Source organism: Polynucleobacter sp. HIN5 (genome assembly GCF_030297555.1).
Lineage (GTDB): Bacteria > Pseudomonadota > Gammaproteobacteria > Burkholderiales > Burkholderiaceae > Polynucleobacter.
On record NZ_AP028136.1, the window covers coordinates 960,335 to 973,532 of the forward strand.

A 13,198-nucleotide genomic window follows, 5' to 3' on the forward strand; every position below is an offset into this window, starting at 1 on the left:
TTGTATTAGGTATTAAGCAAAATACGCAACATGCGACGCAAAGGTTCAGCAGCACCCCACAGTAACTGATCGCCGACCGTGAACGCACCGAGATACTCCGGGCCCATCGCTAATTTATGCAAGCGCCCAATCGGAATCGTCATGGTGCCACTTACTGCTGCTGGCGATAGCTCACGCTCGGTGATCTCCCGCTCATTAGGAACCACTTTCACCCACTGATTGTCGGCCGCCAACATCTTCTCGATCTCAGCCAGCGGAATATCCTTCTTTAACTTGACGGTTAAGCCCTGTGAGTGGCAACGCATCGCGCCAACCCGCACACAAATGCCATCAATGGGAATACTGCCTGGTGACCGAAATGGCGGATTACCCATAATCTTGTTGCACTCGGCTCCCGCCTTCCACTCTTCTTTGGTCTGACCATGCTCAACCGGTACATCAATCCAAGGAATCAAACTCCCAGCTAATGCAGTGTTCCGAAAGTTGGTTTTGGGGAACTCTGCCGAACGAATGGTCTGCGCTACCTTGCGATCAATATCCAAAATCCATGAGGCCGGATTGGCAAGTTCACTGGCTACGCTGTGATGCAAAGTGCCCATTTGCTCGAGCAGCTCACGCATATTGGCGGCTCCTGCACCAGAGGCTGCTTGATAGGTCATGGCACTAATCCACTCGACATTGCCGCTTTTGAGAAGTCCGCCCATTGCCAGCATCATCAAGCTAACCGTGCAATTACCACCAATCCAGTTCTTACCATCAGAGTCTAGTGCTTTATCAATCACCGGACGATTAATGGGATCCAACACAATCACCGCATCGTTTTCCATCCGCAGTGTGCTCGCTGCATCAATCCAATGCCCTTGCCAACCCGCTGCGCGCAGCTGGGGGTAAATTGCTTTGGTGTAATCACCGCCCTGACAGGTCAAAATGACATCGCAACGGGCTAAGGCCTTCACATCATTGGCATCTTGCAAACGGGTCTCACTTTTAGTAACCCGTTGACCATTGATCAATGGCACCTCACCACCGGCATTACTAGTGCTAAAGAAGACAGGTTCGATATGAGTAAAGTCGTTCTCGTCTTGCATGCGTTGCATCAGCACACTGCCAACCATACCGCGCCAGCCAACCAAACCTACTACAGGATTTACTAAAGGGGTATATGCCATATTCAAGTTCTTTTGATGATTTAATTAACGAAGAGCCGCAACCACGGAATCACCCATCTCGGAGGTGGATACGCGTTTCATTCCAGCTGTATCAATATCGGCCGTGCGATAACCTTGAGCCAGCACCGTTTGCACAGCCTTCTCAATACGCTCGGCTTCATTTTCTAAGTTAAGAGAAAAGCGCAACATCATGGCTGCCGACAAAATAGTAGCTAAAGGGTTGGCGATATTCTTTCCAGCAATATCGGGTGCCGAACCATGACTGGGCTCATACAAACCTTTATTGTTCTTATCAAGCGATGCGGAAGGCAACATGCCAATGGAGCCCGTGAGCATAGCAGCCTCATCAGAGAGAATGTCTCCAAACAAGTTGCCGGTCACGATCACATCGAATGATTTGGGGGCGCGTACCAATTGCATGGCAGCGTTATCCACATACATGTGACTTAACTCCACATCGCTATATTCCTTGCCGATGCGGGTCATGACCTCGCGCCATAACTGAGAGGTCTCCAACACATTGGATTTATCCACACTGCACACTTTGCGATTACGTTTGCGTGCCGCTGCAAATGCGACGTGCGCAATGCGCTCAATCTCGGGTTCGCTATAACGCATGGTGTCAAAGCCTTCGCGTGCCCCCACAAAAAGACCATCAGGAGCATTACGAATACCCTTGGGTGAGCCAAAATAGATATCGCCGTTGAGTTCGCGCACGATCAAGATATCGAGGCCACCCACAATTTCAGGTTTTAGGCTCGAGGCAGCGGTTAACTCCTTGTAACAAATCGCTGGGCGGAAGTTTGCAAAGAGGCTCAAATGCTTGCGTAGACCCAAGATCGCTTGCTCGGGCCTGAACTCGCGCGCTAGAGTGTCGTATTTCCAGTCACCCACCGCTCCAAATAAGATGGCATCGGCTGCTTTGGCTAAATCGAGAGTGGCTGGGGGTAAGGGATGACCCGCCACGTCATAGGCGGCCCCGCCAACTGGAGCAGTTTCCATCTCAAGAGGCAACTTGAGCGCTTCTAGAACTTTTACGGCTTGCGCAACGATTTCCGGACCAATGCCATCGCCCGGGAGAACAGCAATCTTCATCATGAACCTTTATGTAATGGCGCTAGCCCATTGAGCGCCAGGAATGCGTCAGACTACGGGAGCTGGGTCGCAAGCCATGGCATGCGCAATATGCGTTCTGCCTCAAAAGCTTTTATTTTATCGGCATGCCGCAAAGTCAGGCCAATATCGTCTAGACCGTTGAGCAAACAATACTTCCGAAATGGAGTAACCTCAAAACGATAGCGGCGCCCATCTGGGGCAATCACTTCTTGGCTCTCAAGGTCAATGGTGAGCTGATAGCCAGAGAAAGCCTTGGTCTCATTGAATAAATGATCAACCTCTTGCTCCAATAAAACCACAGGTAAGAGGCCATTCTTAAAGCAGTTATTGAAGAAGATGTCCGCAAAACTTGGGGCAATAATGGCCCGAAATCCGTATTGCGCCAAGGCCCACGGCGCATGCTCACGGGAGCTTCCGCAACCAAAGTTCTTACGAGCTAGCAAGATACCGGCTCCTTGGTAACGCGGCTGATTTAAGACAAAGTCAGGGTTTAGGGGGCGCTTCGAACAGTCTTGACCAGGCTCGCCCTGATCCAGATAGCGCCACTCATCGAAGAGATTCTGACCAAAACCAGTTTTCTGAATCGATTTTAGGAACTGCTTCGGAATAATCGCGTCGGTATCGACGTTCTCGCGATCCAATGGGGCAACTAGTCCCTGATAAACCGTAAATGCATCCATGATTATTTGACCGGTGTGACTGTAACGTCTTTGTTATTGGTATTTGTGCTTGGATTACTGGCTGGATTCGGTGCAGTCTCCGCGGGCTTTGCCTGAGGATCCATTTTCTTGCCCATCTCCTGCAAATCCTTACCAACACCTGTCCAGGTGTTAGAGCAAGCTGCCAGCATAATCGCTGACAGAAGAATCAATCCAGATCGCATTAAAGAGTTCATATTGATATTCTAGGAAATATTAGGCAATCTTGCGCACATCCACAAAATGCCCCTCAATCGCTGCGGCAGCAGCCATTGCGGGACTTACTAAATGAGTTCGACCACCCGCCCCCTGACGACCCTCAAAATTGCGGTTGGAGGTTGAGGCACAGCGCTCTTCGGGTTCCAAACGATCAGCATTCATCGCCAGACACATTGAGCAACCCGGCTCACGCCACTCAAAACCTGCAGCCTTAAAGACCCGATCAAGCCCTTCGCGCTCGGCTTGCGCTTTTACCAAACCAGAGCCAGGAACAACCAAGGCTTGCTTCACGTTGACTGCAACTTTCTTACCCAAACGCTCAACTACTTTAGCAGCGGCTCTCAAGTCTTCAATCCGGCTGTTGGTGCAGGAGCCAATGAAAACTTTATCGACATAGATCGTATCAAGTGGCAAATTGGGCTCAAGCCCCATGTATTGCAAGGCGCGCTCCATCGCTTGACGCTTGACAGGATCACGCTCTCGCTCTGGATCAGGTACGCGACTACCAATCGGCAGCACCATTTCTGGGGAGGTACCCCAACTCACTTGCGGTGCGATCTCTTCTGCGCGCAACTCAACCACGCGATCAAAATGAGCGCCGGGGTCTGAATGCAAGGTACGCCAATACTGCAACGCTTGACGCAGGGCCTCGCCCTTGGGGGCGTAGGGTCGACCTTGGATGTATTCAATCGTGGTTTCATCAACGGCAACCAAGCCAGCGCGCGCGCCGGCTTCAATCGCCATGTTGCAAATGGTCATGCGCCCTTCCATCGATAACTGACGAATGGCTTCACCCGCAAACTCCATGGTGTAGCCCGTGCCACCGGCGGTACCAATCTTGCCAATCACAGCCAAGATAATGTCTTTTGCCGTGCTTCCGGGTTGTAGACGACCCTCAACCCGCACCAACATGTTCTTACTCTTTTTCATGAGCAGGGTTTGGGTTGCAAGCACATGCTCAACCTCGGATGTGCCAATCCCAAAGGCCAACGCTCCAAACGCACCGTGCGTGCTGGTATGAGAGTCTCCACACACCACGGTCATCCCAGGTAAGGTAGCGCCCTGCTCAGGGCCAATCACGTGTACGATACCCTGACGCTGATCATTCATCTTGTATTGGGTAATACCAAAGCGATCGCAATTTTGATCTAAGGTATCCACTTGCAACTTCGATACCGGATCGGCAATCCCTTCAGAACGATCCGTAGTTGGGACATTGTGATCCGAGACCGCGAGGTTGGCTGACACACGCCAGACTGGGCGTGCGGCGAGACTTAGGCCCTCAAAAGCTTGCGGGCTGGTCACCTCATGAAGTAACTGTCGATCGATATAGATGGTTGCTGTGCCATCTTCCTCCGAATGAACGACGTGTTCATCCCACAACTTGTCATAAAGCGTACGCATAATTCCCTTTAAAGCAAAAGAAGCAATATAACGCTTATTTTCGCTCAGAAACAGGAGGTACGGCTCGTGGGGTTGCGCCGATGAACAACTGACGTGGACGACCAATCTTGTATTCAGAATCGGTAATCATTTCCTCCCACTGGGCAATCCAACCAACGGTTCGGGCGAGCGCAAAGATGCAGGTAAACATCTCGGTCGGAATACCGAGTGCTCGCTGCACGATGCCGGAGTAGAAATCGACGTTCGGATAGAGCTTACGACCCACAAAGTAATCGTCCTCAAGCGCGATTTTCTCGAGGGTCATGGCGAGTTTGAAAAGTGGATCGTTCTCTAATCCAAGCTCTTTTAGAACCTCATGACAGGTCTCACGCATGAGCTTGGCGCGGGGATCAAAGTTCTTATAGACGCGGTGACCAAAGCCCATCAAACGTACATTCGAGTTTTTATCTTTCACTTGGGCAATAAATTCACCAATCTTCTCCACGCCACCGCTTGCCTGAATGGAGTTCAACATCTCAAGGCAGGCCTCATTGGCACCGCCATGGGCTGGACCCCAAAGGCATGCAATACCGGCAGAGATGGCAGCAAACGGGTTGGTGCCCGATGATCCAGCCAAGCGAACGGTAGAGGTCGATGCATTTTGCTCATGATCGGCATGCAAGATGAAGATGCGATCGAGCGCGCGAACCAAGACCGGATTGACTTTATAAGGCTCACATGGCGTCGCAAACATCATGCGCATAAAGTTTGCGGTGTACGACAGGTTATTGTCTGGGTACATAAACGGTTGGCCAATCGAGTACTTGTATGACATGGCCACTAAAGTTGGCATCTTGGCAATCAACCGAATTTGCGCAATTTCCCGCGCCTTGGCGTCACCATAATCAATTTCATCATGATAGAAGGCGGCCATCGCGCCAACTAAGCCCGTTAAGACAGCCATGGGGTGTGCGTCACGCCGGAATCCACGCAAGAAGAACTGCATTTGCTCATGCACCATGGTGTGATGCATGATCATGTCTTGAAACTCGCGATTTTGTTTCTGATTCGGCAACTCACCATTAATTAAAAGTTGGCAAACCTCCAGGAAGTCGCAATTCTTGGCCAGATCTTCAATCGGGTATCCGCGATAGAGCAACTCGCCTTTATCGCCATCAATGAAGGTGATCTTTGAACTGCAAGCAGCAGTCGATAAAAAGCCAGGGTCGTAAGTAAACTTTCCGGTTTGACCATAGAGCTTCCGAATATCAATCACATCAGGACCTTGGGTACCCTTATAGATTGGCAGCTCGATATCGGGCGTACCGTCAGAAAAAGAAAGTTTGGCTTTGATGTTTGATTCAATCATGATTTATTCCCAATCAGTCAATGCAATTCATTATCGTTGACGCAACATACCCAACACCGCTCGAGCAGGCTCAGAATCCATCGCTGGATTTAACTCTTTGCGAGCCAATAATAAATCCAGCAAATCATTGTCATCCAATTCTAAGAGCGTTGATAACGCCCTACCCTGCTCATCATTTAGTTCATGAGCGTATCGATGAAAGAAACGCTCCAGAATTAAATCGTTTTCCAACAAACCGCGTCGCGCTGCACTGCGAAGCTGATAAATCTGCTTAGCGTCAAGGCTCATACTGCCCGACGCACCATCAATTCTTTAATCTTGCCAATCGCCTTAGTTGGGTTGAGATGTTTCGGACATACGTCAACGCAGTTCATGATGGTGTGGCAACGGAACAGGCGATACGGATCTTCCAAATTATCTAAGCGCTCGGCAGTTGCTTGATCGCGGCTATCGGCAATAAATCGATAGGCTTGAAGTAGGCCCGCAGGTCCGACAAATTTATCGGGGTTCCACCAAAACGATGGGCACGAGGTTGAGCACGACGCACACAGAATGCACTCATACAAACCATCTAGCTCTTCACGCTCTGCCGGACTTTGCAAACGCTCTTTCTCGGGCGGTGGCATGTCATTAATTAGGTAGGGCTTGATCGAGAGGTATTGCTTAAAGAACAAAGTCATGTCCACAATGAGATCACGTACCACTGGTAACCCTGGCAAAGGACGCAGAGTAATCTTTTGCGGCAAGGATCGCATATTGGTTAAACATGCAAGGCCATTTTTACCATTAATGTTCATGGCATCAGAGCCACAAACGCCCTCACGACAAGAACGACGATAGGAAATACTCTCATCTTGTTTCTTCAGCGAGATCAGGGCGTCTAGGAGCATGCGCTCACCCTTGAGCTCTAACTCATAGCGTTGCATCCGAGGGGCTTTATCAACCTCTGGATCGTAACGATAGATTTCAAAGATACGGGTATCACTCATAGTGTTTATCCAGGTATTAGAATGTGCGCTCTTTGGGTGGAACCGACTCCACCGACAGGGGTTTAAGTTGTACTGGCTTGTAATCTAACTGATTGCCTTCGTACCACAGGGTATGTTTCATCCAGTTGGCATCATCGCGCTTGGGATGGTCATCATGGGCATGCGCGCCGCGACTCTCCTTGCGCGCGGCTGCTGAAACCATGGTGGAATTAGCCGTCTGAATTAAGTTATCAATTTCTAGGGCTTCAATCCGTGCGGTATTAAAGATCTTTGATTTATCTTTGACCCACAGGTGTTTCGCACGCTCGGTGAGCTCTGCCATCTTGCGCACACCCTCATCGAGCAACTCTTGGTTACGGAACACGCCAGCGTAGGTTTGCATGGTCTTACGAATATCGTTCGCGAGATCTTGCGCATACTCACCCGAACTACTGTTATCAAGCTTCGCAATACGCTCGAGCGTGAACTCACCAGCATCCGCAGGCAATGGTTTGTGTTCGCGGGCTTTTAAGTTGGCCTGCACGACATGATTACCTGCGGCACGACCAAAAACCAATAGATCCAATAGCGAGTTGGTGCCCAGACGATTTGCACCATGCACTGAGACGCATGAGCACTCACCAATCGCGTAGAGGCCGTTCACAATCGTATTGGGGTTGCCATTCTTCGGAACCACTACTTGACCATGAATATTCGTGGGGATACCACCCATTTGATAATGAATCGTTGGTACGACAGGAATGGGTTCTTTGGTCACATCCACGTTCGCAAAGTTCATACCAATTTCGTAGACCGAGGGTAAGCGCTTCATGATGGTCTCTGCGCCAATATGTGTGAGATCCAACACTACATAATCACCATCCGGACCACAACCACGCCCTTCTTTAATTTCTTGATCCATTGAGCGCGATACAAAATCACGGGGAGCTAAATCCTTCAGTGTGGGTGCATAGCGTTCCATAAAACGCTCACCATTTTTGTTGCGCAAGATCCCGCCTTCACCACGACAGCCCTCAGTAAGCAAAACGCCCGCGCCCGCAACACCAGTTGGATGAAACTGCCAAAACTCCATATCCTCCAACGGTAAGCCAGCGCGCGCCGCCATGCCCATACCGTCACCCGTATTGATATATGCATTGGTCGATGCAGCCCAAATACGGCCTGCTCCACCAGTGGCCATCAAGGTAATCTTGGCTTCGAGGATATAAACCTCACCCGTTTCCATTTCAAGTGCGGTGACACCCACGACATCACCCTCTGCATCCCGAATTAAATCAAGCGCGAGCCACTCAACAAAGAAATGGGTCTTGGCTCTGACATTGCGTTGATACAAAGTGTGCAGCATGGCGTGCCCAGTTCGGTCAGCCGCTGCGCAAGCGCGCTGTACAGGTTTCTCGCCATAGTTCGCAGTGTGGCCGCCAAATGGACGTTGGTAAATCGTGCCATCGGCATTGCGATCAAACGGCATACCGAAATGCTCAAGCTCATACACCACCTTCGGTGCCTCGCGGCACATAAACTCAATCGCGTCTTGGTCACCTAACCAATCGGAACCCTTCACCGTATCGTAAAAGTGATAGTGCCAATTGTCCTCGCTCATATTGCCAAGCGATGCGCCAATACCACCTTGGGCAGCGACCGTATGCGAACGGGTTGGGAATACTTTTGATAAGACTGCAACGCTGAGTCCTGCTTCCGAGAGTTGCAAGGCTGCCCGCATCCCGGAACCGCCGGCCCCTACGATCACAGCATCAAAACGCCTGCGGGGAAGTGATTTTTTAATGGCTGTCATTTTTTACACTTTCCATAGGATCTGAATGGCATACGCAGCACAGCCGACGAGCCATAAAACAGTAAGCACCTGTAGACCCAAGCGAATGCCAACGGGCTTCACATAATCCATCCAAATATCACGCACACCAATCCAAGCGTGGTAGAAAAGACTGAGCAAGGCAAGGAGGGTCAGCACCTTCATGAACTGATTGGCAAACAAGCCTGCCCAACCGTCATAACTGGGATTACCGTTCAGAAGATAAGCGATCAATAAAACAACAGTGAATGCAATCATGACGATCGCGGTAACGCGCTGAATAATCCATTCTTTAAGCCCGTAATGAGCACCAACCACCAGACGCTTAGGACCAATATTATTTTTTGACATAGCGTTCGACCTAGAAGAGACCAAATAAACGCAGACCCAGTATCGCAGTCAACGTTAGACTAATTACCATGACCGATACCGCCGAACGATTGGCGGCTGCCTTGTCCACTCCAATCTCAAGATCAAGGAACAAGTAACGAATCCCGGCGCAGAAATGATGCAAATAGCCCCAAATTAAGCCTAAGCAAATCAATTTCACAAGCGGGTTACCCAGCAAGTTCGAGAAATATGCAAAGCTGACCTCGGAAGCTAGGCTTTTATCGAATAAAAAAAGGATGAAGGGAAGAAACAGAAATAAGGCGGCGCCAGAAATGCGGTGAAGGATGGAAACTTTGCCAGGCCAAGGAAGTCGATATTGGGCAAGTTGTGCAATCCCGATGTTCCGGAACACTGGCCGCTGCTGGGCTGGATTTGAGTCCTGGTGTGAGTCACTCATAGCTGGTTGTAATCCTGACGAATGATGGGCCAAATTGTTAAATTGTTGTATTGCAACATATTCTATTAGAAACGTCAGACTTAGTGGACACTTTTTTGCATCGAATAGCCTAACTTATTGATTTTATGTAAATTAATTAATATATCTTTGGGTGTTTATCCTTAATGCATTAGCTTAATTCGTTCACATAATGCAACTTTGTCGTCTCGTAATACGCCATACGGACCTCTACCGGTTTATTGCCATACGTGAAGCTACGGCGCTCTACAGACAAAAGCGCTGCACCAGGGGCAAGGTTGAGATGGTTGGCCAACTCAGCACTGGCATTCACAGCCTTGATTTGCTCCTCGGCCCAGACCATGTGGGTATTAAATTCGCTCTCATAAAAGCCGTACAAGGGACCATGCCAAGCACTCAAGCGCTCGAGGCTAATACCCTCAAAACGCTTTGATACAAGATAAATGGTCTCAAAGACCGTTGGTTGCCCACCAAAGCGCTGAATTCTTTTGACTTCGATTACTGGGTCGCTTGGCTTCTGTTCCAAAAGCACAGCAATATGCGCATCGGCCTGGCGTGATTCACAGCTCAGGAAAGTGCTCTTCAGAATTAGCTCTTTGCCATCATCTGGCGCAAGACGTAAGAACCGAAATTGCACCGCATCTTCCCGATGACTGGCTACAAAGGTGCCCTTCCCTTGATGTCGCACCACCACATTTTCAGCCGCAAGGGCGTCGATGGCTTTGCGCACAGTTCCTTGACTGACCTTATAGCGCTCGGCTAGGTCCATTTCACTGGGGATTGGCTGCCCAGGTTGCCACTCACCAGCTTGTAAGCTCTCCAATAAGAGCTCTTTGATCTGTTGATACAGAGGGCTAAAGCTAGCGGATTGCTCTACGGATCGCATCGTGATTAATCGTGATTCTTTTATCTTATAAAAGACTTAGCTCTAGTGTAAATGTAAACTAATGGTTTGTAAGCAAATTCATCATTAACCCTTTATCCGGAGTTTGTAATGGCAAAAGCCCCTATGCGTGTCGCTGTCACTGGTGCAGCAGGTCAAATTGGTTATTCCCTACTGTTTCGTATTGCTAATGGCGATATGTTGGGCAAAGATCAGCCCGTGATTTTGCAGTTATTAGAGATTCCGGATGAAAAGGCACAAAAAGCCCTCAAAGGGGTCATGATGGAACTGGAAGACTGCGCCTTCCCATTGTTGGCCGGAATGACTGCTCATAGCGATCCAATGACCGCCTTCAAAGATATTGATGTGGCTCTGCTCGTCGGTGCTCGACCACGTGGCCCAGGTATGGAGCGCAAAGATTTGCTCTCCGCCAATGCGCAAATTTTTACGGCTCAAGGCAAGGCTCTCGATCAAGTCGCTAAGCGCACCGTCAAGGTATTAGTGGTTGGCAACCCTGCCAATACCAATGCCTACATTGCCATGAAGTCTGCGCCAAGCCTGCCAGCCAAAAACTTCACTGCCATGTTGCGTCTTGATCACAACCGTGCCCTCTCCCAATTGGCAAGCAAGACCAATAAAGCAGTCGCTGATATTGAGAAACTGATTGTGTGGGGTAATCACAGTCCAACCATGTACCCCGACTATCGCTTTGCGACGGTCAATGGTCAGTCAGTGAAAGACCTCATTAATGATCCCGCTTGGAACAAAGATGTCTTTATTCCAACGGTGGGCAAGCGTGGTGCCGCCATCATTGAAGCACGCGGCTTATCGTCAGCCGCCTCTGCAGCCAATGCCGCGATTGATCATGTGCGCGATTGGGTCTTGGGTACCAACGGTAAATGGGTCACGATGGGCATTCCGTCCGCTGGTGATTACGAGATCCCTGCTGAGATCATTTATGGCTTCCCCGTGACCTGCACCAATGGTGAATACACCCTCGTGAAGGGTTTAGAAATTGATGCGTTCTCCCGCGAACGCATGACCTTGACCTTAAACGAGTTGCTCGAGGAACAAGCGGGCGTTAAGCATCTTTTGGGTTAAGATCAATTTTTACAAAAGACTTATTTCAGGAGACAGCATGCGCAAATTACCAAGCTCATTACTTGCAGTATTGCTCGTGAGTATGGCGCTTGGTCTTGCGCAACAAGTTCATGCTCAACAGAGCGCATTGACTGTGCCGCATGTCTGGACCTGTAGTAACAATGAGCGCTTTATTACGAGCGGCCCCGTTGAAAAGCTCGAAGTGCAATGGCGCTCTAAATCCTATGCCATGCTCAAGGAGCAGTCCTTACCAGGCAGTATGCGGTTTAAGAACTACGACAGCGGCCTTGATTTAGTGGTGATTGGTCCAAAAGCAATGCTATTTAACATCAAAACGGGTGTTCGGGTGGCAGATGAATGTAAGACCGTGGCGATGAAAGAAGGCAAGGAAGCCCACCTTCTCGCCCTCGAGAAATAATCCATCCAATACCAATCAATGAAATAACGGTTGCTGCGAAGGACTATCTTCGGGCATCTCGGCATGAACTACCTCACCCTGCCGATCTGGAAATAGTGGTACCCCACAATCGTCACATAACTCGGGTGTAAATAACACGGCGTGCCGGAATACATCTTCCACACCAGCGTCATGCAAGGCATCGCAAATCCGTTTAATCGGACTCTCTTCGTCCGAGACATCATTAAGGGCGTCACTGGCCACACTCTCACGATCGTATAAGGGCCAAATCACTCCATAGATAATTTCTGAGGAGCCCTTGAGGCTAAACGCGATGCGGTACTCATCGGCTTGCTCTTCACCAAAGGCACCGACCACACATGACAAGCCAGCGGGTAGAACGCCAAGAGTCGATTCTAGAAAGTTCACGGCTGCACGAATACTCAAGGGCCGCACATGTTTATCGGCCAAGCGGCAGTTCGTGAAATACGCCTCGGGCAAGAGAAGCTCAAACTCACAGCCAGGTAAGAGTTGGCACAGTGGATCGTACATGGCACTTTGCCACTCGACTAAGGCTACACCGCGCTCTTGGCGCTGAGGCCCATCCATTTGCCACCGAAAGATCGGCTGTTGATGTGGCGCAATGATCACCGCCAGAATGAAGCGGGGATCAGCCAGAACTGCAATGGTCTCCGACATATCACGCAGCTCGAGTTTCATTTCACCACCGGATACGGCGGCATTCGCTAGGGTTTCAAGTAAGGTACGAGTTTGGGTATGCGAATGGGGCATTTGATCAATGCTGTAGAGCCAGGGCACGATCGCAAATTGGGTGCCCTCGGCAGCCACTGCGCGTTGCAATGCGCTAGCTGATGCTTCAATTAAGGAAACGGGCAAGGGCCCTGAGGGAATTTGATAACGAGTATGGGCCACAATGGGCATGGCAATGAGTAATGCATCCCAATGCGAACCCTCATGCTCAAAACTCATGGACTCGGCCAAGGTCTCGGCGGTATCGGCTAACACTTCAAAGGCAACCGTATTGATCCGAAAGGTTTGATCAAGCGCCGCATCAATCACTGATTGATGATGACTCTTCAGAAGCTTGAGAAGACGAGTTCGTAAACGCTCCTCCCAAAACCGATCTTCAACCTGACTACCCGATGCGGCCAAGGAAATGGAATCCGCTACCAAGCGCTCGGTCTCAGGCGAGGTACGTTGAGATGTTTTGGAACGATGAACCGCCATAATGAATAAGC

15 protein-coding genes are annotated in these 13,198 nt (G+C 49.9%); 2 read left to right on the forward strand and 13 right to left on the reverse strand.

Annotation, left to right across the window (positions count from 1 at the left end; genetic code table 11):
* Positions 1–5: 5 nt before the first annotated feature.
* From asd to QUE61_RS05180, 12 genes are all read right to left on the reverse strand, one after another.
* Positions 6–1,169, reverse strand: coding sequence for an aspartate-semialdehyde dehydrogenase (gene asd, locus QUE61_RS05125; RefSeq protein WP_286306210.1), 1,164 nt, complete (start codon positions 1,167–1,169; stop codon positions 6–8).
* A 24-nt stretch (positions 1,170–1,193) separates the two neighbouring features.
* Positions 1,194–2,264: a 3-isopropylmalate dehydrogenase gene (gene leuB, locus QUE61_RS05130; RefSeq protein WP_286308289.1), complete on the reverse strand. Its 1,071-nt coding sequence runs from the start codon at positions 2,262–2,264 to the stop codon at positions 1,194–1,196.
* 53 nt (positions 2,265–2,317) lie between these two features.
* On the reverse strand, positions 2,318–2,965 hold the full coding sequence (leuD, locus tag QUE61_RS05135) for a 3-isopropylmalate dehydratase small subunit (RefSeq protein ID WP_286306211.1): 648 nt from the start codon (positions 2,963–2,965) through the stop codon (positions 2,318–2,320).
* A gap of 2 nt (positions 2,966–2,967) precedes the next feature.
* Positions 2,968–3,180, reverse strand: a complete 213-nt coding sequence (locus tag QUE61_RS05140) for a hypothetical protein (protein ID WP_286306212.1) — start codon at positions 3,178–3,180, stop codon at positions 2,968–2,970.
* Between the two features lie 19 nt (positions 3,181–3,199).
* The gene (gene leuC, locus QUE61_RS05145) at positions 3,200–4,609 is read right to left on the reverse strand and encodes a 3-isopropylmalate dehydratase large subunit (protein WP_286308291.1); all 1,410 of its coding nucleotides are present in this window, start codon (positions 4,607–4,609) and stop codon (positions 3,200–3,202) included.
* A gap of 31 nt (positions 4,610–4,640) precedes the next feature.
* Positions 4,641–5,954 (reverse strand): citrate synthase, encoded by a 1,314-nt coding sequence (gltA, locus tag QUE61_RS05150; RefSeq protein WP_286306213.1) that lies wholly within the window; start codon positions 5,952–5,954, stop codon positions 4,641–4,643.
* 30 nt (positions 5,955–5,984) lie between these two features.
* Positions 5,985–6,242, reverse strand: coding sequence for a succinate dehydrogenase assembly factor 2 (locus QUE61_RS05155; protein WP_286306214.1), 258 nt, complete (start codon positions 6,240–6,242; stop codon positions 5,985–5,987).
* Positions 6,239–6,943 carry a succinate dehydrogenase iron-sulfur subunit gene (locus QUE61_RS05160; protein ID WP_108508463.1) on the reverse strand — a complete coding sequence of 235 codons (705 nt, stop codon included), beginning with the start codon at positions 6,941–6,943 and terminating at the stop codon, positions 6,239–6,241. The genes QUE61_RS05155 and QUE61_RS05160 overlap by 4 nt, the downstream gene beginning before the upstream one ends.
* A gap of 16 nt (positions 6,944–6,959) precedes the next feature.
* A complete protein-coding gene (gene sdhA / locus QUE61_RS05165) occupies positions 6,960–8,735 on the reverse strand; it encodes a succinate dehydrogenase flavoprotein subunit (protein WP_286306215.1) in 1,776 nt (591 codons plus the stop codon).
* 3 nt (positions 8,736–8,738) lie between these two features.
* Complete coding sequence (gene sdhD, locus QUE61_RS05170; RefSeq protein ID WP_286306217.1) at positions 8,739–9,104, reverse strand: succinate dehydrogenase, hydrophobic membrane anchor protein; 366 nt, start codon at positions 9,102–9,104, stop codon at positions 8,739–8,741.
* 10 nt (positions 9,105–9,114) lie between these two features.
* The gene (gene sdhC, locus QUE61_RS05175; RefSeq protein WP_286223006.1) at positions 9,115–9,540 is read right to left on the reverse strand and encodes a succinate dehydrogenase, cytochrome b556 subunit; all 426 of its coding nucleotides are present in this window, start codon (positions 9,538–9,540) and stop codon (positions 9,115–9,117) included.
* 169 nt (positions 9,541–9,709) lie between these two features.
* A complete protein-coding gene (locus QUE61_RS05180) occupies positions 9,710–10,444 on the reverse strand; it encodes a GntR family transcriptional regulator (protein ID WP_286306218.1) in 735 nt (244 codons plus the stop codon).
* Positions 10,445–10,552: 108 nt separating this feature from the next.
* Here QUE61_RS05180 and QUE61_RS05185 point away from each other — a divergent pair, with 108 nt between their 5' ends.
* Both QUE61_RS05185 and QUE61_RS05190 read left to right on the forward strand, forming a co-directional pair.
* Positions 10,553–11,542 (forward strand): malate dehydrogenase, encoded by a 990-nt coding sequence (locus QUE61_RS05185; protein ID WP_286306219.1) that lies wholly within the window; start codon positions 10,553–10,555, stop codon positions 11,540–11,542.
* A gap of 37 nt (positions 11,543–11,579) precedes the next feature.
* Positions 11,580–11,960 carry a hypothetical protein gene (locus QUE61_RS05190; protein WP_286306220.1) on the forward strand — a complete coding sequence of 127 codons (381 nt, stop codon included), beginning with the start codon at positions 11,580–11,582 and terminating at the stop codon, positions 11,958–11,960.
* Between the two features lie 15 nt (positions 11,961–11,975).
* Here QUE61_RS05190 and QUE61_RS05195 read toward each other — a convergent pair whose 3' ends face one another.
* Positions 11,976–13,187 (reverse strand): DUF2863 family protein, encoded by a 1,212-nt coding sequence (locus QUE61_RS05195; protein ID WP_286306221.1) that lies wholly within the window; start codon positions 13,185–13,187, stop codon positions 11,976–11,978.
* Positions 13,188–13,198: the final 11 nt, after the last annotated feature.

Coding starts and splice junctions, on each gene's coding strand:
- QUE61_RS05140 (WP_286306212.1), bottom strand. CDS start 3,180: ATGAACTCTTTAATGCGATCTGGATTGATTCTTCTGTCAGCGATTATG.
- QUE61_RS05190 (WP_286306220.1), top strand. CDS start 11,580: ATGCGCAAATTACCAAGCTCATTACTTGCAGTATTGCTCGTGAGTATG.
- leuB (WP_286308289.1), bottom strand. CDS start 2,264: ATGAAGATTGCTGTTCTCCCGGGCGATGGCATTGGTCCGGAAATCGTT.
- asd (WP_286306210.1), bottom strand. CDS start 1,169: ATGGCATATACCCCTTTAGTAAATCCTGTAGTAGGTTTGGTTGGCTGG.
- sdhA (WP_286306215.1), bottom strand. CDS start 8,735: ATGACAGCCATTAAAAAATCACTTCCCCGCAGGCGTTTTGATGCTGTG.
- gltA (WP_286306213.1), bottom strand. CDS start 5,954: ATGATTGAATCAAACATCAAAGCCAAACTTTCTTTTTCTGACGGTACG.
- QUE61_RS05155 (WP_286306214.1), bottom strand. CDS start 6,242: ATGAGCCTTGACGCTAAGCAGATTTATCAGCTTCGCAGTGCAGCGCGA.
- QUE61_RS05180 (WP_286306218.1), bottom strand. CDS start 10,444: ATGCGATCCGTAGAGCAATCCGCTAGCTTTAGCCCTCTGTATCAACAG.
- QUE61_RS05185 (WP_286306219.1), top strand. CDS start 10,553: ATGGCAAAAGCCCCTATGCGTGTCGCTGTCACTGGTGCAGCAGGTCAA.
- leuD (WP_286306211.1), bottom strand. CDS start 2,965: ATGGATGCATTTACGGTTTATCAGGGACTAGTTGCCCCATTGGATCGC.
- sdhD (WP_286306217.1), bottom strand. CDS start 9,104: ATGTCAAAAAATAATATTGGTCCTAAGCGTCTGGTGGTTGGTGCTCAT.
- sdhC (WP_286223006.1), bottom strand. CDS start 9,540: ATGAGTGACTCACACCAGGACTCAAATCCAGCCCAGCAGCGGCCAGTG.
- QUE61_RS05160 (WP_108508463.1), bottom strand. CDS start 6,943: ATGAGTGATACCCGTATCTTTGAAATCTATCGTTACGATCCAGAGGTT.
- QUE61_RS05195 (WP_286306221.1), bottom strand. CDS start 13,187: ATGGCGGTTCATCGTTCCAAAACATCTCAACGTACCTCGCCTGAGACC.